Raw genomic sequence first — 22107 nt, 5'->3', positions numbered from 1 at the left:
ATAAATAGTCAATCTAGGGGACAAGACAATAATGAAAACCAGATACAACAAACTTGCGCTGGCACTCGCCACTCTGTTGGGCACCGCCTTGCCAACAGCTGCGCAACAAGCCGATTCGCAGGAGCAGGAAGAAACGCAAGCCAAAGGGCAGGACGTTGAGAAAATTCAGGTAAGAGGATTACGCAGCAGTATTAGCGAGTCGCTGTTTCAAAAACAAAATGCCGATAGCGTAGTCGACCTGATCATTGCCGATGATATTGGTAAATTTCCCGATGAAAACCTTGCTGAAGCCTTGCAAAGAATACCCGGAATTACCATTACCCGTAACGGCGGCGAAGGTCAGAATATACTGGTGCGCGGCTTGGGGGACGGTTATAACATTACCACCCTGAACGGCCGGAAACTGGCATCAGACAACGCAGGCCGTGATTTTAACTACGATACCATCGCCTCTGAACTGGTTAATGTGCTTGAAGTGTATAAGTCTCCTGAAGCCCGGCTTATCGAAGGTGGTATAGGTGCCATAGTGAATATCCAGACACGTAAACCTCTGGATCTGGAAGGTTTCACCTTGCGCGCCTCAACCAAAGGCATCTATGAGTCACGAACCGAAGACATTAACCCTCATGGGTCGTTCATCATAGGTGATAAAAACCAGGACGAAACCTTCGGTATTTTGTTCTCCGGTGCCTACTCAAAGAAAACCCTACGCGAAGACGAATATTCAGCCGGGGGCTTTTTTGACCCGGATGAAGGCTGGGACGAAGACAGCGCCGGCGTCCCGGTTGACGTCAATGGCAATGGGGTAATTGACGCTAATGAAACCTTCGCCTCAAAGATCCCAAGTTATATGTATTTTACCAACGCCCAGGATACCCGCGAACGACTGGGGGCTACCTTAGCCATTCAATGGCGTCCAGGCGATGAATGGGATATCAACTTTGATGCGCTTTACTCCCGTTACAACACCGATGGCCATCGATATCAAATTGGTTTTGTAAACTACGACGAGTCATGGACACCAGGAACACCGGTGTTCACCGATGCCAGTTTTGATGATCAAGGCCGGGTGGTGGCCATGACGCAAACCGGTAATACCATGGTGGAACTGCTCAACCTGACCGAGCCGCGTAAAACCGATACCTATCAGTTGGCTTTCAACAGCAGATGGCAGGCATCAGATGCCCTGACCGTAGTGGCAGACATCGCCACCTCAAAGGCTAAAAACGAAAATGCCGGTGACAACCGTTTTGTGGTCGCCCGCGGTTTTATTGATAGCATTCGTATTGACCACGACACCGGCAATATGCTGCCGGACGTTTCGCTTTCGCCGGGTTTGACAGCGGATCAACCCTATGGTGCGCACTACAGCCGTAATACTGGCGTAGGCGTGGAAGACAAAATTGATGATGCCAAACTCTTTGCCGAATATCGCCTAGATGACAGCATCATCAATAGGATCGAGTTTGGAGCGTCCTACCTGAAGCAATCAAAAACTCGCGATGAATACTCTTCCCGCAATCCCAGCATGTTCAGCCGAGGAGGCTTCTATCTGAACCGTGATGGCTATGCCTTTGATAACAGCTCGGTATTTACCACCGGAGACTTTGAGCTGTTCCGTATCCCGCAATCGGTATTCAGACCTGCCAACTTCGATAACTTCCTGGACGGTGAAAAAAGTAAGACCCCGGATCCTTGGCCAAGTTTTGACTATGATGCCCTGCTTGACTTCTATCGTGGTATCAACGCCGATGCAGCTAATGATTACATCATAGCGTCGAAAAGCAAAGCCGGTAGCTACACCATCGAAGAGGAAGTAAAAACCGCTTATGTACAAGTCTTTCTTGAAGATGAGCTATTTGAACTGCCCTACAAGTTAAACTTGGGTTTACGCGCTTCCCAAACCCAAACCCACTCGATTGGCTCAGTGTATCGCTTGGATCTGATTGAATTGGATGAACAAGGTAAGCCACTTAACAACGGATGGGATACACCGGTCGATGTGAACTACAGCGCTGACTATTCCAACGTCTTACCGAGCATGAACTTCAAACTCAGCCTGACCGATGAATTACTGTTCAGGGTGTCTGCCGCCCAGGTTATCAGTCGTCCCAGCCTAAACGATCTGCGTCCCTGGCGTTCGGTTAACTTTACCTCGCTGGAAAATGGCCTGCCAACCATCAACATGGGTGATCCCGCATCCACACCAGAGGAGGCAAATCAGGCTGATATAACTCTGGAATGGTACTTTGGCGACAGCAGCGCTTTAAGCGGAGGTATCTTCGTTAAAGACATTCAGTCCTTCCTGGAGGATCAGAAAGCCCCCCTCGAAGTAGATGGTATCAGTTATTACGGCAACCGACCTGTTAAGAGCCAGTATGGCGCGAGCATCAAAGGGGTGGAATTGTCCTACCAGCAGTCACTGGAAGAATGGTTACCCGAACCCTTCAATGGACTGGGTATGCAATTTAACTACACCTATGTAGATAGTAGCTACGACGATCCTGCGCGAAAAGAGCAAGGCTTGCCGTTCAGGGGGATGTCTAAAAACTCCTATAACGCGGTACTCTACTATGAACAGTATGGCGTGCAGGCACGTATTGCCTATAACTGGCGCAGCAAATATATGAATGAACCTGAAGCCTGGGGTGGTCCGGAGTGGATCTCTGACTATGGTCAATGGGATGCCAGCTTCAGCTATGACTTCAATGACAACTTCAGTGTATTTGCAGAGGCCAGTAACCTCACCAATGAGCGCTATTGGGCATACACCAAAGTGGAAGACCAAATCAGTTACTTAAGCAGATTTGGCCGGCAAATTGCGGTTGGTGTAAGAGCCAGCTTCTGATCCCCTTGTTGGCCCGCGAAAGCGGGCCTTTTTCACCCGCATATGGACATTACATGAAACTATTGTTAACGGGCGTTTTATTTATTTCTGCTTTGCTAAGTGGCTGTGGAAGTAGCAGCGATGATACTGAGCAACCACTTGAACAACCCAACCCGCTGATCCTGCCTGACAGCCAGGGTATTGAGGTGCCCATCAGCTACAATACCTGGGTTGAATCATCCCCCTCTGATAGCCAAAACTTGGTTGATGACAGCCATCCTGAGACGCTTGATTGGAAAGACAACCAGCAGATTTTGAACAGTTATTTTGCAACCGACCGAAGCGACACTGTGATTCTGGCATTGGAGGCTGACAGTGGCTCCCCACACAAGGTCGCAATTGAAATCGCAGGTAACACCATTCCAGTAACACTAAGCAGCAACATGCTTTATCCATTGCTCGAATTATCTCTACCAGCGGGTTATCACAAAGTGCGTATTCTGAGCAAAGAAACAGCCGGTACTTCAACACCACAGTTGCATAGTTTCAGGCTTTGGCCAGCGAATAGCGCAACCCGAGTGAACTTTCTCGATCACAGCAACCCTTATTGGGGACGGCGAGGTCCCTCAGTGCATCTGAACTATGACACGCCTCAAAATGCCGATATTGAATGGTTTTATTCAGAAATAACCGTGCCCTCCGGTCAGGATATACCAGGCTCGTATTTTATGGCCAATGGCTTTGCCGAAGGTTACTTTGGTATTCAGGTGAACTCTGATGTAGAGCGACGAGTTCTGTTCTCAGTCTGGAGTCCCTTTCAAACCGATGATCCTAGCCAGATCCCAGCCGACCAACGTATACAGCTATTAGCCAAAGGCGATGGTGTTTACACAGGTGAGTTTGGCAATGAAGGCGCCGGTGGACAAAGCTACTTGAAACATTATTGGCGGGCCGACAGTACTTACAGTTTCTTATTACGCGTCAGTCCGAATCAGGACAATAGCACGGATTACAGCGCCTGGTTTAAAGCGGCATCAGAAAGCCAATGGCAGCTTATCGCCAGCTTCAGACGACCGCAAACCTCCACCTATGCCACCCGTTTACATAGTTTTTTAGAAAACTTTCTGACCCAATACGGCGATCAGCCCCGCTCAGCCTGGTATCAGAATCAATGGGTGCGGGATACCAATGAACAGTGGCATGAGCTGACCCAAGCGCGCTTTAGTGTGGATGCTACAGGGCGCGATGAAAATCGTCTGGATTTTCAGGGTGGCAGCACGAATGAGGTTTTCTATCTAAGAAATGGTGGCTTTATTTATCCTCAGACTACACCAGATAGCCGGTTCGCCAGACAGCCATCAGCGCAAGCGCCGTATATCGAACTACCAGCCCTACCTTAAATTCATTGCTTCGCCCGCACTATTGGTGTGGGCGAAGTGATTCATTCAGCCTTGATGGCATTGCTTTTCCCCTGATGCAGCACTAGCATAGGGAACCTATCTAAAAAATAGAAAATTCAGCCATGTACCGGCCCAAAACCACGTTAGAACAATGGCGGATACTGCAAGCGGTTGTTGATTACGGTGGATATGCGCAGGCAGCCGCTAAATTGAACAAGAGCCAGTCTTCGCTAAACCATGCTGTTGCCAAACTGCAGAGCTTGTTGAACGTGCAACTTTTGGAGGTTAAGGGACGCAAAGCCTTCTTAACCGAAGCCGGTGAAGTGATGCTGCGCCGCTCCCGCCACCTTACCCAGGATGTTGAAGAACTGGAAGCGCTGGCGGATAGCATCAATCAGGACTGGGAGCCGGAAATTACCCTGGCTGTCGATTTAGCCTACCCCAGAGCTTTGCTTTACCCAGTGTTGGCGGACTTTTTGCCACAAAGTCGCGGAAGCCGGGTGAAACTATTGGATACCGTATTGACGGGTACCGAAGATGCCATTACCCAAGGATGGGCAGACTTGGTCATTGGCGGCAGTGTGCCCCGTGGCTATTTGGGTGAGGCCATTGGCGAGATATATTTTGAAGCGGTATGCCATCCTTCGCATCCTCTGGCACAGATGCCCTCCCCACTTGATTCCAATGAACTGGTGCATCACTTGCAACTGGTCATTAAGGATACCTCGGCCACCCCGCAGGAAAAACAGGGCTGGCTGAAATCTGAATTACGCTGGACCGTCAGTCAGTTTCAAACCGCTATTGACTTACTCTGTCAGGGTATCGGCTTTTGCTGGCTGCCCTGCCATGAAGTAAGAGATTTAGTTAAGCAAGGTAAGCTGGTTCGTCTGTCCATACGCCATAGCAGTTTTCGTAAACATATTAATTGGTTGGTTTTGCCACGCCCGGATACTTCCGGCCCTGGCACCAGATTGCTTCAGGAACTCATTCTGGCTCACCGCCAATTGAAAGCCCCAGATTCAGGGCAAGACCCGAGGAATAATAATGCAAATGACTAAAGAAGAGCTGGCAAGCTTAATGTCTGATACCGCGCACAATGCGGTACTCACCACTCGTGAAGAATTCGGTATTGAACTTGATCATAGTCCGCAAAGTGTCGCGTTAGTTGACGTGGTTATTCTGAAGTGGCTGGAGAAATATCAGGAATCCGCATTGGAAAACAATATTGTATTCACCGTCTGTAATCTCTATGGTGCCTATGTAGGTGAAATTTTCAGAAAGCTGGTGGGTGGAAGCTGGCACTATGATCAAAGCAATCCAGAAGCCCCTTATATAGTGTTGGAATATGCAGGTCACACCTACGCTTTTGCCGGCATTTGTTATCAACGCTTGGTAAATGACAGCCAGATCAGCGTGAAAAGTTACTTTGATCAAGCTGTGAGCAATAATGTACAGTAGCTGTTATTGGCACCAGCTTGAATAGTCTGTCAGCCATGTTAATCGAGGACGCGTTGGGCTTATCACACTACTGATATGGCGTCAGCGCCACTGCATTTTCCGTCACTAGGTTCCAAGGATAACCGGCAGCAAGGTAGCTGCATGCCCTCTTGTCTTTATCAATACAAGGGGGTGAGTCGCATTGGTTAAATTGGGAGTCTGTCAGTATGAAATCAGTTGTTTGTCTAGCGCCTTCCCAGCTGTCTGAACTCAGTGAAGAGCACATCATTAAGTTATCTGCTCCATTTATTCAAAGTCTTACGCATACAGACACGCTGGAGTCCATGCTAAGCATATTAGCGCGCTGGCTACCTAGCGTAATCCAGGCAGATAGAGCCAGCATCGCCTTGAAAAATAATAGCCAGGAGCTGCTTCTGTGGGCTATCGCAGGAAATCAAGCCATACCAGCAACCACGCCAGTGCCCATAGCAGGTACCATGGTAGGAAAAACCTTTACTGAAAAACAAATTTTAGTGTGCGAAGACCTGAGTACATCCCGCCTTAAAGATTGCCAAAAGCTCTGTGATGGGGGGTTAGGTAGCTGTATGGATGCCCCACTTTTACTGCAGGATAATCGCTGTATTGGCACCTTGAATGTTGCTCACAAACAACCTGGGTTTTACACCAAAGAGAGCGCCGCCATGCTCTATTGCCTGGCTCGCTGGACAGCCTTACACATTAAATTACATTATCTGATTAACTATGGCGAAATAGAGGGTAACTGGCCGGAAAATCTTGAAATAAGAAGCCCCCCGGACAGATTACACTAGCCACAAGACAGCAAAGGTAAGCGGTATTTCAGATCTTTCGCCAGTCTTGTACCATCATTCGTAATGTGCGGCTGCGCAGCCAATACATGAGCATCAGCAGGTCCGCAAGAATAGTGACAGCCAACAACCAGGAAAATGCCCAGTGGCCATGGTTGGCCATATGCACATGCAATAGTAAATCAGCCAACAGGGCCAGCATCACCAAAGGTTTAACCAGCAAAAAGCCCCCGCGCCAATGTTCTCTTAACCAATGGCGCCACAATACCGCAAACATTACCAACAAAGCTGGCACCCCAACCAGCATACTGGCATAAAAATAATGCCGGTCAGGATAGAATAAGGACAACAATAAACCAGTGTCAGGTCGGTAGCTAATCGAAGCGATAAACACCAAAAACGCCCGCATTAACACCAACAGGCTAACAAATACCGGCCAGCTTGGCTTAATGCGCCCCTCATTGTCGTAATGTTTGAGGGGCAATATTGCCCTATGCTGTTTCATCAGATGTAACGGCGCTGCTCAGCCAGATAGCCCAGTAACAAGAAGCTCGAAATGATCACTACACCACGGTACAAACTTGGGATCATGACCAGTAAATCCTTGATAAAGGGTGTCACAAACAAGATAAAAGCACCGTATCCAAAGGCACAAATCAGCACAAACACCAGGGTACGAAGTACAAAATGGTAGGGGCTGAGCATGGCTTTTATTTGCTTGTTGGCCACATCGCCATACACCACCAGAATGGTGGCCACTAAGGTCATGGCAATTTCAGCCAGATAAGGTGACAACCAGCGTGTCACTTGCAACAACATATCCTGCATATTCTTCTCATTCTCGCGGCAAGCTATTAACTGACCGAATAACTTAAACGCTATGCTCGGCAAATAACGCCAGCATCTCTTCTTCGTTCATCACCTTCACACCCAGTTCACTGGCCTTGGCCAGTTTAGAGCCGGCTTTTTCACCCGCCACCAAGCAATGGGTTTTGGCTGACACACTGCCTGCCACTTTAGCCCCAAGACTTTGCAGCTTAGCCTTGGCTTCGTTTCTATCCATGTTGGTCAAAGTACCGGTAATCACAAAGGTCTGGCCATCTAATGGCAGTTCAGATGCATCTTTTACCTCTATCACTGGCCAATTAATCCCCACCTCAATCAGCGCATCAACCACTTGCTGATTGTGCGGTTCGGCGAAGAAATTGACGATATGGGTAGCGACCACTTCTCCCACGTCAGGGACAAGTTGTAACGCCTCCAGGCTGGCCTCTCGCAGCGCAGGCAAGGTTAAAAAGTGCTGCGCCAGGTTGGCTGCCGTGGCCTCGCCCACTTCACGGATCCCAAGGGAGTACAAAAATCTTGGTAGCGTGGTTTGCTTGGCCTGCTCCAGCGCGTTAACCAAATTGGCTGCTGACTTTTCCCCCATGCGCTCCAAAGAGGATAATTTAGCCAGATCTAAGCGGAATAAATCTGCGGGCGTATGGATCCAGTCCATATCCACAAGCTGCTCGATAAGCTTATCGCCCAGGCCATCCACATCCAGTGCCTTTCTTGAGGCAAAATGCTTGAGCGCTTCTTTACGCTGCGCCGCGCAGACCAATCCGCCGGTGCAGCGCGCCACAGCTTCGGATTCGAGTTTTTCAACCTGAGAGTCACAGATAGGACAATGCTCTGGGAACTGAATATCGCGAGCATTGTCGGGGCGTTTCGCCTCAACCACAGACACGACTTGCGGGATAACATCACCAGCGCGGCGAATTACCACGGTATCGCCAATCTTGATGCCCAAACGCTGAATTTCATCCTGATTGTGCAAGGTGGCGTTGGAAACCGTAACCCCACCCACAAACACCGGCTGCAACCTGGCTACCGGCGTAATAGCACCAGTGCGGCCAACCTGAAATTCCACATCCAGCAGCTCAGTCATCTCTTCCTGGGCAGGAAACTTCCAGGCAATCGCCCAGCGCGGCGCTCTTGCCACAAAACCCAGTTCCTGCTGAACGCCAAGGTCGTCAATTTTGATGACCACACCATCAATCTCATAGGCCAGCGCATCGCGTTTTTGCAGAATCTGCTGGTAAAAATCGCTGCAGGCTTGGCTACCATCAACCAACATGACTTCAGGGCATAAGGGGAGCCCCCAGGCTTTTAGCTGCTGCAAACGGCCATAGTGTGTATCGGCCATTTCTTCTACTTCGTCTTCAACCAAGCCCACAGAATAAGCATAAAATGTCAGTGGTCTTGAGGCAGTAATGCGCGAGTCTAACTGGCGTAAACTCCCCGCCGCCGCATTACGCGGATTAGCAAACTGCTTTTTACCCTGCTCAGCCTGCGTCTGATTGAGCTTTTCAAAGCCGTCACGGCGCATAAACACTTCGCCACGCACTTCCAAGCGCGCCGGATAGCCTTTCCCCCTTAACGCCAGCGGCAGATTACCTATGGTTTTGACATTGGCGGTAATATTCTCACCTGTCCGCCCATCACCGCGAGTCGCGCCCCTGACTAACTGGCCATTCTCATACAGTAAACTAACCGCCAAGCCATCCAATTTGGGTTCACAGCAAAAACCTGAGTTTAAGGGTCGCTTTAATCTGTCCTGAGCCCGTTTAACAAAAGCCTGAAACTCCTCGTCATCGAAGGCGTTGTCCAACGACAGCATAGGCACTTCATGGGTCACTTCGCCAAAGGCAGAAACAGGCTCACCACCGACTTTCTGACTAGGTGAGTCTGGGGTAATCAGATCTGGGTGCTGAGTCTCCAGCGCTTTTAGCTCCTGCATTACCCGGTCGTATTCAGCATCGGGTACGCTAGGATCGTCCAGCACATAATATTGGTAGTTGTATTCGTTGAGGGTAGCCCGAAGCTCAGCCAGGCGTTGAGTAACTGAGTTTTGCATTGTCTCTCACCACAGGATCTCAGGAAGCGTTAAGCCAGTGTTATTCACACAGGCGAAGTACACGATAGATGGTGGCCCGCCACCGCAAACCGGTATTGTGCTGTTCTAAAACGCAATACCGGCCAATTGGAAACGAAGCTAGGCTCAGTTCGCTTTTCTAATCATGCGTTTTCTTTCGAACTCGCGAATTTTCTCTACGTATTGCTGCAAACTTTGCTTAGTGAGCACGGCTCTTCGACCGTCCAGCACTTGCGCACCAAACTCATCGGCTAGCTTTCGGGCTGCATTATGCATCATGTTAAACACCTGATGCGGATCACCTTCGATAGGCAGAATCATAAACAGCGACAAGCCTTGGGTAGAAAAGGTTTCCAAATTGTCTACATCAAACACGCCAGGTTTAAACATATTAGCCAGACTAAACAGTACTGGCCCTTTACCATTACTGTTTACATGTCGATGGAAAATATCCTGCTCACCAAACTTAAACCCGAGGGTAAGCAAGGCCGGTAGCAAGCTGGCACCCGAGATAGGTTTGTTATCCGGTGACTTAATATTCAGCACCAAGACTTCCTGATTAACCGGTTTGGCAGGCTGAGCTGGAGCGGTTTCAGGTTTGGGCTCTACGGCGGGTTCATCGTCAAAATCGATGCGCATCTGATCTTCACGCAATTTACTGTTACGCATCTGCGGTTCACGACGCTTTGGCGTGGCATCAGGCTTTTTGCCCATAACCAAATTACGTGCCTGTTCCGCAAAACCAGGCTTGACCGCGGGGGCCTCAACCACAGGTTGCTCGGCATTGAGATTATCTTCAGGCGCTTCTGGAACCCTCACCTGCGGTTCTAGTACGGGCTCTTGTCTGACCGCTTGAGCAGTTGTACTTTGTACAAGGTCTTGATCAATTTTTGCCGAATCTTTGCGTAATAATGAGCTGGGAGGCTCAGGTACAAGGTGCTGATCGCGCGACTCCTCACGCACAGGCTCGGGTTTGTCACAGGCAATCACCACCTCATCAATGACAGGCTCAGGTGCTGGCGCTTGCGGTTCCTGGCTGACAGGTTCTGGTGCCTTCTTCTGGGCACTTTTCACCACCCTGACGGGCCCTAAGCCAAGTTCGTCAAAGTCGTTTAACTGGGGCTCACTGCGCACGGCGTCGGGATCAAAATCCGAATCGCCATCAAACTGAGGTTCAGCTTGCTTACGCGCTTGATAATCTAAAAAAGCGGGTTTGTCCTGGCGTTTCTTGGCATTTTTCTTCCTAACCGTCCATAGACCATGAACTAAGATCCCTGCAATGGCCAGGGCACCAAAAACGAGAAAAGTCAGACGTAATTCTTCCATCTTATCTTTTTATAATTCCGCAAGCGCGACGGCTTCATCCACATCCACCGCTACCATACGTGAAACCCCAGGTTCCGCCATAGTAACACCAGTAAGATGTGTCGCCATTTCCATCGCAATCTTGTTATGGGTGATATAAATAAACTGCACTGTCTTGGACATCTCTGAAACCAGTTTGCAAAAACGTCCCACGTTCGCATCGTCCAAGGGTGCATCCACTTCGTCCAGCAAACAAAAGGGTGCAGGATTCAGCCTAAAAATAGCAAACACCAATGATAAAGCGGTCAGGGCTTTTTCTCCACCGCTAAGCAGATGAATGGTGCTATTTTTCTTGCCGGGTGGCCGCGCCATAATAGTTACGCCAGTTTCGAGTAAATCATCATCGGTAAGTTCCAGGTAGGCAGAACCCCCACCAAAAACTTTAGGAAACAGCATTTTCAGGTCTTCATTAACCTTATCAAAGGTATCCCGAAAGCGACTGCGGGTTTCTTTATCTATCTTGCGGATAGCCCCTTCCAAGGTATCCAAGGCGCCGGTTAGATCCTCATGTTGCTCATCCAGGTGCTGTTTACGTTCGGATTGAATGTCGTACTCTTCCACTGCTGCCAGATTGACAGCACCAAGTCGGGACACCGAAGCCTGCGTTTTATCCAGTTCTTCCTGCCACACTTTCTCATCCGCCGCCTCATCCAGAGTTTCGAGTACAGGCTTAAGAGGTTGGTTCATTTCCTGCAATTGCTCCAGCACCGCATTGGCCCGCACTTTGGCCCCTTCGGCTTCCAATTTCAGGCTTTGCTGAACCTCGCGTAACTGCCCTATCCGCTCCGTAATACCTTGCTGGCCTTTTTGCACCTGTTCAAGTTCGGCCTGGGCATTTTGTAATTGCGCAGATAGGTCAGCTTGCTGATCTTCGAGCAACAGACGCTGAGCTAACAGTTCCTGCAGTTGCTCAGTCTGCTCCTCAAAGGGGGATTGCCAATGCATTTGTTCTTCTATCAGCGCAACTCTTCGCTGTTCGGCGCTTTGCAACGCATGGTTCAGGCGATTTGAATTTTGCTGAGCATGTTGCTGGCGGCTTTGTAAGCCTTGTACCTGCAACGCCATCTGATGCACCTTGCTGCGCAGCTCATCAACCTGAGCACGCTGCACAGACAACTGCCGCTGCAGATCCTCTCGATGCTTTAAGTTGTACTGTTCACTGTCGCTCTGTGAGTCCAGTTGCAATTGCAACTCTTCAAGCTCGGCCGCCAGCGTTTCTTGTTTGATCTTATCTTCATCCAACTGCTCTTCAAGCTGGACAATCTGGCCCTGCAATTTGTGCGTTTGGTTAGCTCGTAGCTCACGCTGCTCTACTAACAGCCGGTGGCGCTGTTCAAGTTCAATACAATCCCGTTCCAATTGACGGTATAAGCGTTGAGCCTGTTCGCTTTGTTCGCGGTGCAAAAGCAGCATTTGCTGTGCTTCGGCCATTTCATTTTCATGCTGCTCTGCGTTTATCAGCAGTGCATTCAACTCGTCTTGCAACTGTTGAATCTGTTTTGCTCTGTCAAGAATACCTTGCTGATTGCTTCTGCTGCCTATACTCACCCAGCCCAGTCCCAACCAATGACCTTGTTTGTTAATCAGGCTACGGCCCTCGGCAAGCCCATCAAGCTGCGACTCAAGCGCGCGGTTTTCATCTGCAATCTGTACCCGTGTCAACCAATCCGGCACCCGCTCACTTTTGATCTTGCTGGCCAGTGTACCCACGGGTTTATCTGTGCTCATGTGCTGCGCCAGCAACCACGCACTGCCGTCAATGTCAGGGTACTTACCGTCTTCGATAACACTAGCCGCGAGCCAGTCCCCCATCACGGTTTCCAGGGCCTTTTCCCATCCTTGCTCAACCTCCAGCCATTGCCAGGCTGATTTGGGTTGTTCAGGCAGCTCAGCTAACCAGGCCTGAACAGCATTATCCCGCCCACCACTACTTTGCTGCATGGCCGTCAATGCAGACAAATTGGCCTGCAAATGTTGTTGCTGCCCAGACAGGGTTAACTGCATCTGTTTGTGTTCTTGCACTTTTACATCAGCGTCATCTTTGGCCTTCTCGGCCTCAGACAGTTGCAGTCCGGCTTGTTCCAAAGCGGCTTTGCTTTCAAGCAAAATCTTCTCTTGTTGTTGTAGCTCTGTATCTTGGTTACTTTCCTGTAACTCAGCCAGCGATTGTTGCATCTCGGCTAAACGCTGCTGTTCTCGTTCATACAAGGTTTGCAACGACTGAATTTGTGTCTGACGGCTTTGTACCTGCTGCTTAAGGGCAAAGATATCTTGTTCCTGGCGTCGCCATGTGTCCTGCTGGTCTTGCCATTGTTGCTCGGCATCATGCAGCACGAGCTGTGCCTGATGTTGCTGCTCGAGCAGAAGTTCCTGCTCGGGTTCTAGCTCACTCAGGCTGGCACTAATAAGCTCCAGGCTTTCCTGTTCCTGCCCGCGTTCTTGTTGCAATTGCTGCAAACTGTGCTGAAGCTGTTCAAGCTCCTGGGCTATTTGCTGTTGTCGCTGGCGAGCATGAATTTGTGTTTGTTCCAACCGGGTAATCTGATTACCCACATGAAAAACCTGCTGCTGTACATCTGCCAATTGCTGTTTGAGATCAGCAACTTTCTCCTGATAATCCGCCATCCCCCGCTCATCACCACGCTGCCTGGCGACGATTTCTTCTATTTCGGTCTCACGCTGTGCAATTGCCTGTTCAAGTTCAGTGATCTGGGACGAGTGTTTAAGCCAGCGCAGCGCAGCTAACTCCGCCTTTAACTTACGTTCCTTAGCCTTGAGTTCTTTGTATCGTTTCGCCGCTGCGGCCTGACGTTGCAACTTTTCCAACTGCTGTCCCAGTTCACCGCGCACATCATTTAACCGCTCCAGATTGTCCCGGCAATGGCGGATACGAGTCTCGGTTTCACGGCGTCGTTCCTTGTATTTGGAGATACCGGCCGCCTCTTCTATAAAGATACGCAGCTCCTGCGGCTTGGACTCAATAAGGCGGGATATCATGCCTTGTTCAATAATGGCGTAACTGCGCGGCCCAAGGCCGGTGCCCAAGAACAGATCCGTTACGTCGCGTCGGCGACATTTAGAGGCATTAAGGAAATAATTCGATTGCCCGTCACGGGTGACCAGGCGCTTGACCGACAATTCATTGTACTTGGCGTACTCACCCTGAATGCGGCCACTACTGTTATCAAAAACCAGTTCAACACTGCATTGGGAAACCGGTTTTCTGGCGGTTGAACCGTTAAAAATAACGTCGGTCATCGCATCGCCACGCAGGTTTTTAGCCGAGCTTTCACCCAGTACCCAGCGCACCGCGTCGATTACATTGGACTTACCACAGCCATTGGGACCCACAATGGCTGTCATATCGTCTGGAAAGGGAATACTGGTAGGATCCACGAAGGATTTGAATCCGGCCAGTTTGATTTTCTTTAAGCGCATGGGTCCTATTATTGTTGTAGCTTCTTAGGCGCGGTTCGACTCTACCAAAACTCAAGATGTGTAACAATTAAGGAATTCTGTCCATTAATCAATTGCGGTAACCTATTTATCTCAAAGATAAAAGCTGCCGGGAGACTCATGCAAGACCAACAGCCCAAAAGCGGTGTCGCTTACTTTTTCCAGGGTTTTCAACTTATCCAGACCAAGGGACTGAAACGTTTTGTTTTTATTCCGCTGATGGTCAATTTGCTGCTGTTTTCCGTGGCATTTTACTTCTTATTGCAACAAATTGATGGTGCCATCCTATGGGTGATGGACTTAGTGCCTGAATGGCTGTCCTGGCTGCGGGACTGGTTAAGCGTGATACTCTGGCCGTTGGCCGTGGTTATTATTCTGGTCACCTTTTCCTTTATTTTTTCCAGTATCGCCAACTGGCTTGCCGCCCCTTTTAACGGGTTACTGGCAGAACGTGTAGAACAGCATTTAACCGGTCAGCGTTTTGATGACGGTGGATTCACGGCAATTCTTAAAGACGTACCACGCACTCTGGGCCGGGAATGGACTAAGCTGGTTTACTACATACCTCGCGCCCTTGGCTTTTTGATTATCTTCTTTTTGCTGCCAGTTTTTGGTCAAGTTATCTGGTTTTTGTTTACGGCCTGGATGATGGCCATTCAATATTGCGACTACCCTTTTGACAATCACAAGGTACCTTTTCCAGTGATGCGTGCACAGTTGAGTGACAAAAAGGGTACGGCATTTTCTTTTGGTCTGGCTGTCACGTTATTTGCCATGGTGCCCATTGTTAACTTTTTAGTGATGCCGGTGGCCATTTGCGGCGCGACCGCCATGTGGGTAGATAAATTCCGCCCTCAGTCAGCCAGCCTGCGCGGCCAGTAAGCGTTCAAATTCAGCGGCTGGCAAGGGCTTGCTGAAATGATACCCCTGCATCACGTGACAACCATTTTCCTGCAGGAACGTCACTTGCTCCTGACGTTCCACCCCTTGTGCCACCACACCGATTCCCAGGGTCTTAGATAGTTGGATAATCGCTTTAATAATAAGGCGGTCACCAGGTTCATCTTCCATATTGGACATATATGAGCGATCAATTTTCAGGGTTTCTACCGGCAGAATATTGAGCTGGCGCAACGACGAGTAACCGCTGCCGAAGTCATCCAGAGCAATACTGAATCCGGCTGTTTTCACCCAGGCCAAACGCTCCAACAAGTATTGTCCGTTGTCCATCAGGGAGCTCTCTGTGATTTCGGTTTTAACCGATCCCGGTGCTAAACCTGACTCTTTAAGCAGTTCCGACATCTGTTCGATATTCTGGTAATCACAAAACTGGTGCCCGGATATATTGACTGACACTTGAATTTGCCTGTCATACATCTGTTTCCAGAGACCGATATGCGCGATCGCCTGCCCCAGCACTTGCAAGAAAACCTCTTGAATCAACCCCGAGCGCTCAGCGACCGATATAAACTCGGTGGCTGGAATGATTCCTCTCGAGGTATGCCGCCAACGCGCCAGACATTCAACACCGACAAACTGTCCGGTCAGACTATCAACCTGCGGCTGGTAATAAGGAATAAACTCGCCGCGTTTGAGGCCTTCACGGATTTGCTGTTCGACCTGTTTGTAATGGACCAATTCCTGATTGAGATCTTCGCAAAAAAATACAAAAGATGACTCTGGCGATTTTTTGGCTCGGTACATAGCAATATCGGCCTGATGCAATAGCTCGGCCGCCTGCTCAGTATTTTGTGGAAACAGGCTAATACCAATGCTTGCCCCCACCTCAACAGCCTGACCTCTGATGAGGAATGGTTTCTCCAGGCATTGAATAATTTTCTCTGCGACTCGGGATACAGACTCTGGGCCACTGGCATGACTCACTAATACCACAAATTCATCGCCTCCGAGGCGAGCCACAGTGTCACTAGTGCGCAGTACGGCGCTGAAACGCTCGGCTACCATGCGCAGTAACATATCGCCTGCCTCGTGCCCCATACTATCGTTTACCTGTTTAAATCTGTCCAAATCGAGAAACATCAGACCAAAACTCCCTCCCTCACGGCGGCATTGGTTGATTTGGTGTGGGATCAACTGCATCAGCAAGGCACGATTGGGCAGCCCGGTTAATTCATCCTGGTAGGCCAGTGTCCGAAGTTGGTGTAGGGAGCCAGTATGACTACCGGCATCTGAATACACACCAACGAAATAACAAGGCCGCCGGTATTCATCCAAAATAGCACTAAGACGAACCTGGCAGAGAAAATCTTGCCCCTGCTTATTTCTATCCCACAGCTCACCACTCCAGAACCCTTTTTCCATCAGTTGTAGGGTTATATTCAAAAAGAAATCGTCATCATGCTTGCCTGAACGTAGTAAGCGGATATCTTGGCTGACCAATTCGTTCACCGTATAGCCGGATAAATCACAAAATGCTCTATTGGCATACGCTATTTTCTGGTGTTTATCAGTTATTACGACAGCCTCATTGGAGGAATCAAATACCTGTTCATACAACTGCAATTGCACATTGGCACTAGGACCAAATTGGTCCTGAAAACGCAGACTGACATGCAAAATGTCCTCGTCCTCATCGACAAGCCGGGTAAAGTGACATTGCGCTTCCAACCATTCACCGTTGAGAGCAAGCCACTGACAGTTGCAACTTCCTTGCCCAGCATCAAGACAAGCCGCGAAATGCATCTGAGTGTTGTCTTCAGCTGACCGACAAAGGGAACTAAGCGGCATTTGTTGTAATAGCAAATCATTCTGATAGCCCAAAACATCCAGCAAGGCTTGATTTGAAGCTAGCAGTTGCCCTTGCCTAAGCAACAGCATAGGTTCACCAGAACGTTGCATAAATTGCTGGAAGCTGCGGTAGAAAGAAGAATGGTCGTGCATGATGAGTCACTACGCTTTTATTCAGTACTGCAGGACTACCCTGCACTGATGCTGTCCCAAAGCATCATTATCACAGGGCGCATCCCGACGCCCATGATGAAACCGCTTAAATCACCATATCTTGATCGGACAAGAGAACTGGAACAACCTAACCACGCCCCACGTCCATTTTCAAAGACTACATCATTCGTGCGGATTTTGCAGATGCATCCTTTACAAGAACAATCATCAGAGAAATCAGCCAAACTGGCGTATCCACTGACCATCTAAAAGTAGACTGCTGTTTCATTCAAAGTACAAGGCAAAGCTGACATACTGTTTATCCCCCTTCTTGCAATGGAGATAGCAATGGCAAATTTAACCCTGGTTATTGGCAACAAGAATTACTCTTCCTGGTCCCTTCGCCCCTGGTTGCTGATGCGAATGCACGATATCGCCTTTGATGAAGTGCAAGTTCCGCTTTATCAAGCACACAGCAAACAGGATTTATTAGCCCGTTCGCCAGCTGGTTTAGTGCCGATTCTTTATCATCAGGATTTGGTTGTTTGGGATTCACTGGCCATCATGGAATATCTGGCCGAACTCTTCCCGGCTATTCACGCCTGGCCTCAGGATCAAAAAGCCAGGGCCAGAGCCCGTAGCCTAAGCGCTGAAATGCATAGCGGATTTTCAACATTGCGCCAGCAGATGCCAATGAACTGCCGGCGAGAGCATGTACATATAGATATTACCAGTAGCCTTGAACAAGACATCACGCGCATACAAGACATCTGGGAAAATTGCCTTCATGACCAACCGGGGCCGTTTTTGTTTGGTGAGTTTGGTATTGTGGACGCGATGTTCGCCCCAGTGGTTACCCGCTTTAAGACTTATGGCGTGACGTTAAGAAACGCTCGTCTGCGCCGTTATCAGGAACAAGTACTATCATTACACCCGCTGCGTCAATGGTATGAAGATGCCAAGCAGGAAAGCGAAGTCATCACCGAATCAGAGCGTTGAATATCCTCCTTGAGCAGATAAATTTTTTGAGCCAATCTGAATTGCACAGTAAATAATCAGATTTTACGTAAATCTTTGTTGCTCTTATGAGTTGTTTGCCTCACACTAGAGTTGAACTAGGTAGCAAGCAATGGTTGCTTGCTGCACGACATCGGGCGATTCTGGCTGTTGGCTCCCTTGATGGCGTAGATACTTAACAGCCGTGAGAAAACTTGCAATGAAACTATATGTTGGAAACTTGTCATATCAAATGACAGACGCTGATTTGGAAGCAGCATTCGCTGCGTTCGGTGCCGTTAGCTCCGCCAAAATCATCACAGACCGTGAAACCAATCGCTCTAAAGGCTTTGGTTTTGTCGAGTTCGAAAATCGTGCTGAGGCTGAAGCTGCCATCGAGAGTCTGAACGGTAAAGAAGTTTCCGGTCGTGCTCTGGTTGTTAACGAAGCTCGTCCACCTAAGCCAAGAACTGGTGGTCACTCTAACAGCCGTGGTCGCTTCTAATTATAAGAAGTGACAATCAGAGAACATTCTCTGATATTGCGCTGAAATTAAGCCCCTGCAAATGGGGCTTTTTTATTATTTGTGTTCTTCAATCCCCCTCTTTACAAGTTAGTGCTCTCATCCTTGTTTCAGTAAAGCAATAAGGCATGTGACCTAAGAAGCGCTACACTCTTTGTTGATAGTGACACCAGTCTGCCAAGCTTGGGCTCTCATAGTACATATGCCCGGCAGTTATCAATATATTCCGTGTTGATGGGTGAATTTTTACTCATCTCTGGTATAGATGTTAGGTACGCCTATGCGTCATGTAATTTAATTACAAACAACAAGGAGCATTTGTCATGAGTTTCAAGAAGCAATATCTGAAGTCTAAACCCGTTTGTAAGGTGACCTTCAAATTGTCCAAACAGGAAGCCCAGCATGCCCAAAGCGTACGTTTGCTGGGAGATTTCAATGCATGGGATAGCGCCGCAACGCCCATGAAGAAATTGAAAAATGGGGACTTTACTGCCACATTGGAGCTGCCAAAGGACAGTCAATACCAGTTTCGTTATTTGCTTGATGACAAAGTTTGGGAGAATGACTGGGATGCAGATACCTATGTTCCTTCACCTCTCAGCCTGGAGGATAACTCCGTTATCGCTGTATAGCCCTCCTTTCGGCGTAAGGGCTTTGCCTTAGAGCCCTTACGCCATAATGCTTAGGGGAATATCTAAGATGTTCCGCCGTTCTTATATAACCGACCGTTCTAAGTCAAAGTTTCGACAAGCGATACGAATCAGGTTATTGTAATAAAATTACAAAAACTAACGGGACATCCCGAAATCAGCAACACGTTGGAGGACCTCATGTCAGCGCCAATCGATCATCAATTGATGGATACAGTAAGGGAGCTTGGTAGCATCTTAGGCGAAACCATTGAAGCTCAGTTGGGTAAAGATTGGTTAGACAGGATTGAGACCATAAGAAAGCACGGCCGCAGTGCATCACAAGGGGATGAAAAGGCGGGTCAGGAACTTCAGGCATTATTTGCCGATTTGGATGACGCCGACCTGCTTACCGTAGGTAGAGCTTTCGCTCAATTTTTAAACCTGGCCAATATTGCCGAGCAGGAGTTTAATAGCTCACAACCTTCGGAAGATCCCCTGGATCAGCTAAGTGACAAGCTAAAGCAAAACAATCTGGCAGGTAAAACCTTCCAGCAAGCACTGTCACAACTTCGCATCGATCTGGTATTGACGGCACACCCTACGGAAGTCACACGCCGTACTCTGATCCATAAATACAGCGAACTGGCCCATTGTTTGGCCACCATACACGGCTACAACCTGACGAGTACCGAGCGAGCCCAGCTACTTAAGCGTATTTCTGCACTTATCTGCCAAGCCTGGCATACCGAAGAGATCCGTTCGGTCAGACCAACACCAGTTGATGAGGCACAATGGGGATTCTCAGTGATTGAAAATTCACTCTGGGATGCCGTGCCCCAGTTTCTGCGTGAAATGGATGATAAATTTCGCAGTCAATTTGACCAGGCCATGCCGCTTGACGCCTGTCCGGTCAGATTTTCCTCTTGGATGGGTGGAGATCGCGATGGCAACCCATTTGTCACCGCCAAAGTAACAGAGCAGGTCTTGCTGCTGGCCAGAAAGCGCGCTGCGCGATTGTTCTTCAATGATGTTAATCGCCTGCAGGTGGAACTTTCCATGAGCGTTGGTACAGACGAGCTGATGAAAGCAGCTGAGCAGGATCGCGAGCCTTATCGCAAAATTCTGCGTACCTTGCGTGACAGACTGGAAGAAACCCATGACGGCATTGATGATTATTTACATGGCCGCAATGCAAACCCACAACGATGGATAGCATCTCAGGAAGAGCTACTTAATCCCCTGCTACTTTGCTATCACTCGCTTTGTGAAACAGGCTTAAAGAGCATTGCCGACGCAGAGCTTCTGGATACTATACGCCGAGCGCACTGCTTTGGTATTCACTTGCTTAAGCTGGATGTCAGACAACATTCGGAGCGTCATGGTCAGGTACTAAGCGAGCTGACCCGTTATCTGGGTATAGGTGATTATCTTAGTTGGAGCGAAGAGGACAAACAGTCGTTCCTGCTGCGTGAATTAGCCTCGCGCCGTCCACTTCTACCCAGAAAGTGGCAACCCAGTCAGGATGTTCAAGAGGTGTTGGATACCTGCTCAGTAATCGCCTCACAGAGCCAGGATGGTTTTGGTATCTATATTATCTCTATGGCCAGCCAGCCATCAGACGTGTTGGCAGTACAGTTGTTGTTGCAAGAAGCTGGTATTAACTGGCCTATGCCGGTTGCCCCGCTGTTTGAAACCCTGGATGACCTGAATAACGCAGCAGACGTCACCACCAAGCTGCTGGATATTGACTGGTACAGAGGCTATATCCAGGGACGTCAGTACGTGATGATTGGTTATTCTGATTCTGCCAAGGATGCAGGCGCGCTGGCCGCAGGCTGGGGGCAATATCAATCACAAGAGAAGCTGGTTGCCCTGGCCGATAGTCGTGGTATCGAGTTGACCCTATTCCATGGTCGGGGGGGAACCATAGGTCGCGGCGGGTTACCGGCGCATGCTGCAATTCTTTCCCAGCCGCCAGGCTCACTGAAAGGCGGTTTCCGGGTAACGGAACAAGGGGAAACCATCCGCTACAAGTTTGGCATGTCGGCACTAGCTAATCGCAGCCTGAAACTTTACGCCAGCGCCATACTTGAAGCCATTTTGCTGCCTCCACCGGCTCCTAAAGCCGAGTGGCGCAGTTTAATGAATGAAATGGCCTCCCGTGGCTGCGATAACTATCGGCAGGTGGTGCGCCAGGATGTCAACTTCGTTCCCTATTTCAGAGCCGCGACACCGGAAGAGGAACTAGGCAAATTACCCTTAGGTAGCCGTCCTTCTAAACGCAAGCCAGATGGCGGAGTAGAAAGCTTACGAGCTATTCCCTGGATTTTTGCCTGGGCACAGAACCGCCTGGTTTTGCCGTCCTGGCTGGGTGTTATGAAAGCGGTAGACCATGCGCTTGATGGCGATAAGAAACAAGTGGTGCTGGAAGAGATGATCAATGACTGGCCATTCTTCAAGACCCGTTTATCCATGCTCGACATGGTGTTTGCTAAAGCAGACCCTCGTATCAGTGCCGAGTACGATAAACGCCTAGTTCCAGAGTCACTGCAATACTTTGGCGAAGCCCTGCGAGAAGAGCTGGCACAAAGCCAAGCGATGATCTTCAAGCTAATGAAACAAAGCAGTGCGCTGGAGCAGGATCCGCAAGGGCGTGAATCAATGCAGATCCGGGCGGCTTATCTAGAGCCTTTGCATCTGCTGCAGATTGAGCTGTTAGACAGGGTGCGTAAATCTGAGCTGGATAACCCAATCCTGGAACGCGCCATGATGGTAGCCATTGCAGGTATAGCTGTTGGTATGCGCAATACAGGCTAAATACCTTTG

16 protein-coding genes are annotated in these 22107 nt (G+C 49.2%); 10 read left to right on the top strand and 6 right to left on the bottom strand.

Features of this window, described 5'->3' with window-relative positions; genetic code table 11:
- Positions 1 to 31 precede the first annotated feature (31 nt).
- The 5 genes from KJY73_RS08555 to KJY73_RS08535 all read left to right on the top strand — a co-directional run bounded on the left by KJY73_RS08555 (position 32) and on the right by KJY73_RS08535 (position 6494).
- Positions 32 to 2848, top strand: coding sequence for a TonB-dependent receptor (locus KJY73_RS08555; protein WP_214342773.1), 2817 nt, complete (start codon positions 32 to 34; stop codon positions 2846 to 2848).
- Positions 2849 to 2901: 53 nt separating this feature from the next.
- Complete coding sequence (locus KJY73_RS08550; protein WP_214342771.1) at positions 2902 to 4227, top strand: DUF3472 domain-containing protein; 1326 nt, start codon at positions 2902 to 2904, stop codon at positions 4225 to 4227.
- A gap of 122 nt (positions 4228 to 4349) precedes the next feature.
- Complete coding sequence (locus KJY73_RS08545; RefSeq protein WP_214342768.1) at positions 4350 to 5285, top strand: LysR family transcriptional regulator; 936 nt, start codon at positions 4350 to 4352, stop codon at positions 5283 to 5285.
- Positions 5272 to 5685 carry a hypothetical protein gene (locus tag KJY73_RS08540; RefSeq protein WP_214342753.1) on the top strand — a complete coding sequence of 138 codons (414 nt, stop codon included), beginning with the start codon at positions 5272 to 5274 and terminating at the stop codon, positions 5683 to 5685. Before KJY73_RS08545 ends, KJY73_RS08540 begins: the two co-directional genes overlap by 14 nt.
- A 206-nt stretch (positions 5686 to 5891) precedes the next feature.
- Positions 5892 to 6494, top strand: a complete 603-nt coding sequence (locus KJY73_RS08535) for a GAF domain-containing protein (protein WP_214342750.1) — start codon at positions 5892 to 5894, stop codon at positions 6492 to 6494.
- Positions 6495 to 6522: 28 nt separating this feature from the next.
- Here KJY73_RS08535 and KJY73_RS08530 read toward each other — a convergent pair whose 3' ends face one another.
- The 5 genes from KJY73_RS08530 to smc all read right to left on the bottom strand — a co-directional run bounded on the left by KJY73_RS08530 (position 6523) and on the right by smc (position 14211).
- The gene (locus KJY73_RS08530; RefSeq protein ID WP_214342748.1) at positions 6523 to 6996 is read right to left on the bottom strand and encodes a DUF2919 family protein; all 474 of its coding nucleotides are present in this window, start codon (positions 6994 to 6996) and stop codon (positions 6523 to 6525) included.
- Positions 6996 to 7319, bottom strand: a complete 324-nt coding sequence (locus KJY73_RS08525; RefSeq protein WP_214342745.1) for a DUF3392 domain-containing protein — start codon at positions 7317 to 7319, stop codon at positions 6996 to 6998. The genes KJY73_RS08530 and KJY73_RS08525 overlap by 1 nt, the downstream gene beginning before the upstream one ends.
- 43 nt (positions 7320 to 7362) lie before the next feature.
- Positions 7363 to 9390 (bottom strand): NAD-dependent DNA ligase LigA, encoded by a 2028-nt coding sequence (gene ligA, locus KJY73_RS08520; RefSeq protein WP_214342742.1) that lies wholly within the window; start codon positions 9388 to 9390, stop codon positions 7363 to 7365.
- Between the two features lie 144 nt (positions 9391 to 9534).
- Positions 9535 to 10734: a cell division protein ZipA gene (gene zipA, locus KJY73_RS08515; protein WP_214342727.1), complete on the bottom strand. Its 1200-nt coding sequence runs from the start codon at positions 10732 to 10734 to the stop codon at positions 9535 to 9537.
- Positions 10735 to 10743: 9 nt separating this feature from the next.
- A complete protein-coding gene (gene smc / locus KJY73_RS08510) occupies positions 10744 to 14211 on the bottom strand; it encodes a chromosome segregation protein SMC (protein WP_214342724.1) in 3468 nt (1155 codons plus the stop codon).
- 138 nt (positions 14212 to 14349) lie between these two features.
- Here smc and cysZ point away from each other — a divergent pair, with 138 nt between their 5' ends.
- Entirely contained in the window at positions 14350 to 15111 is a 762-nt protein-coding gene (gene cysZ, locus KJY73_RS08505; RefSeq protein WP_214342722.1) for a sulfate transporter CysZ, read from the top strand.
- Here the strand turns inward: cysZ and KJY73_RS08500 are convergent.
- Positions 15088 to 17130 (bottom strand): EAL domain-containing protein, encoded by a 2043-nt coding sequence (locus tag KJY73_RS08500; protein WP_214342719.1) that lies wholly within the window; start codon positions 17128 to 17130, stop codon positions 15088 to 15090. The two genes, cysZ and KJY73_RS08500, sit on opposite strands and share 24 nt — an antisense overlap.
- 348 nt (positions 17131 to 17478) lie before the next feature.
- On the opposite strand from KJY73_RS08500, the gene KJY73_RS08495 reads away from it, so the two are divergent.
- The 4 genes from KJY73_RS08495 to ppc all read left to right on the top strand — a co-directional run bounded on the left by KJY73_RS08495 (position 17479) and on the right by ppc (position 22098).
- On the top strand, positions 17479 to 18129 hold the full coding sequence (locus tag KJY73_RS08495) for a glutathione S-transferase family protein (protein WP_214342716.1): 651 nt from the start codon (positions 17479 to 17481) through the stop codon (positions 18127 to 18129).
- Between the two features lie 217 nt (positions 18130 to 18346).
- A complete protein-coding gene (locus KJY73_RS08490) occupies positions 18347 to 18631 on the top strand; it encodes an RNA recognition motif domain-containing protein (protein ID WP_102795213.1) in 285 nt (94 codons plus the stop codon).
- A gap of 341 nt (positions 18632 to 18972) precedes the next feature.
- Positions 18973 to 19281 carry an isoamylase early set domain-containing protein gene (locus KJY73_RS08485; RefSeq protein WP_214342713.1) on the top strand — a complete coding sequence of 103 codons (309 nt, stop codon included), beginning with the start codon at positions 18973 to 18975 and terminating at the stop codon, positions 19279 to 19281.
- Between the two features lie 198 nt (positions 19282 to 19479).
- Positions 19480 to 22098 carry a phosphoenolpyruvate carboxylase gene (ppc, locus tag KJY73_RS08480; protein ID WP_214342710.1) on the top strand — a complete coding sequence of 873 codons (2619 nt, stop codon included), beginning with the start codon at positions 19480 to 19482 and terminating at the stop codon, positions 22096 to 22098.
- The last annotated feature ends 9 nt before the right edge of the window (positions 22099 to 22107 follow it).

The organism is Bowmanella yangjiangensis, from assembly GCF_018531185.1.
Classification (GTDB): Bacteria; Pseudomonadota; Gammaproteobacteria; order Enterobacterales; family Alteromonadaceae; genus Bowmanella; species Bowmanella yangjiangensis.
This window is presented reverse-complemented; position numbering and strand designations above follow the sequence as displayed.

What these genes read in the sequence shown, in the direction of transcription:
- KJY73_RS08555 (WP_214342773.1), top strand. Translation starts at nt 32, where the DNA reads ATGAAAACCAGATACAACAAACTTGCGCTGGCACTCGCCACTCTGTTG.
- KJY73_RS08550 (WP_214342771.1), top strand. Translation starts at nt 2,902, where the DNA reads ATGAAACTATTGTTAACGGGCGTTTTATTTATTTCTGCTTTGCTAAGT.
- KJY73_RS08545 (WP_214342768.1), top strand. Translation starts at nt 4,350, where the DNA reads ATGTACCGGCCCAAAACCACGTTAGAACAATGGCGGATACTGCAAGCG.
- KJY73_RS08540 (WP_214342753.1), top strand. Translation starts at nt 5,272, where the DNA reads ATGCAAATGACTAAAGAAGAGCTGGCAAGCTTAATGTCTGATACCGCG.
- KJY73_RS08535 (WP_214342750.1), top strand. Translation starts at nt 5,892, where the DNA reads ATGAAATCAGTTGTTTGTCTAGCGCCTTCCCAGCTGTCTGAACTCAGT.
- KJY73_RS08530 (WP_214342748.1), bottom strand. Translation starts at nt 6,996, where the DNA reads ATGAAACAGCATAGGGCAATATTGCCCCTCAAACATTACGACAATGAG.
- KJY73_RS08525 (WP_214342745.1), bottom strand. Translation starts at nt 7,319, where the DNA reads ATGCAGGATATGTTGTTGCAAGTGACACGCTGGTTGTCACCTTATCTG.
- ligA (WP_214342742.1), bottom strand. Translation starts at nt 9,390, where the DNA reads ATGCAAAACTCAGTTACTCAACGCCTGGCTGAGCTTCGGGCTACCCTC.
- zipA (WP_214342727.1), bottom strand. Translation starts at nt 10,734, where the DNA reads ATGGAAGAATTACGTCTGACTTTTCTCGTTTTTGGTGCCCTGGCCATT.
- smc (WP_214342724.1), bottom strand. Translation starts at nt 14,211, where the DNA reads ATGCGCTTAAAGAAAATCAAACTGGCCGGATTCAAATCCTTCGTGGAT.
- cysZ (WP_214342722.1), top strand. Translation starts at nt 14,350, where the DNA reads ATGCAAGACCAACAGCCCAAAAGCGGTGTCGCTTACTTTTTCCAGGGT.
- KJY73_RS08500 (WP_214342719.1), bottom strand. Translation starts at nt 17,130, where the DNA reads ATGCACGACCATTCTTCTTTCTACCGCAGCTTCCAGCAATTTATGCAA.
- KJY73_RS08495 (WP_214342716.1), top strand. Translation starts at nt 17,479, where the DNA reads ATGGCAAATTTAACCCTGGTTATTGGCAACAAGAATTACTCTTCCTGG.
- KJY73_RS08490 (WP_102795213.1), top strand. Translation starts at nt 18,347, where the DNA reads ATGAAACTATATGTTGGAAACTTGTCATATCAAATGACAGACGCTGAT.
- KJY73_RS08485 (WP_214342713.1), top strand. Translation starts at nt 18,973, where the DNA reads ATGAGTTTCAAGAAGCAATATCTGAAGTCTAAACCCGTTTGTAAGGTG.
- ppc (WP_214342710.1), top strand. Translation starts at nt 19,480, where the DNA reads ATGTCAGCGCCAATCGATCATCAATTGATGGATACAGTAAGGGAGCTT.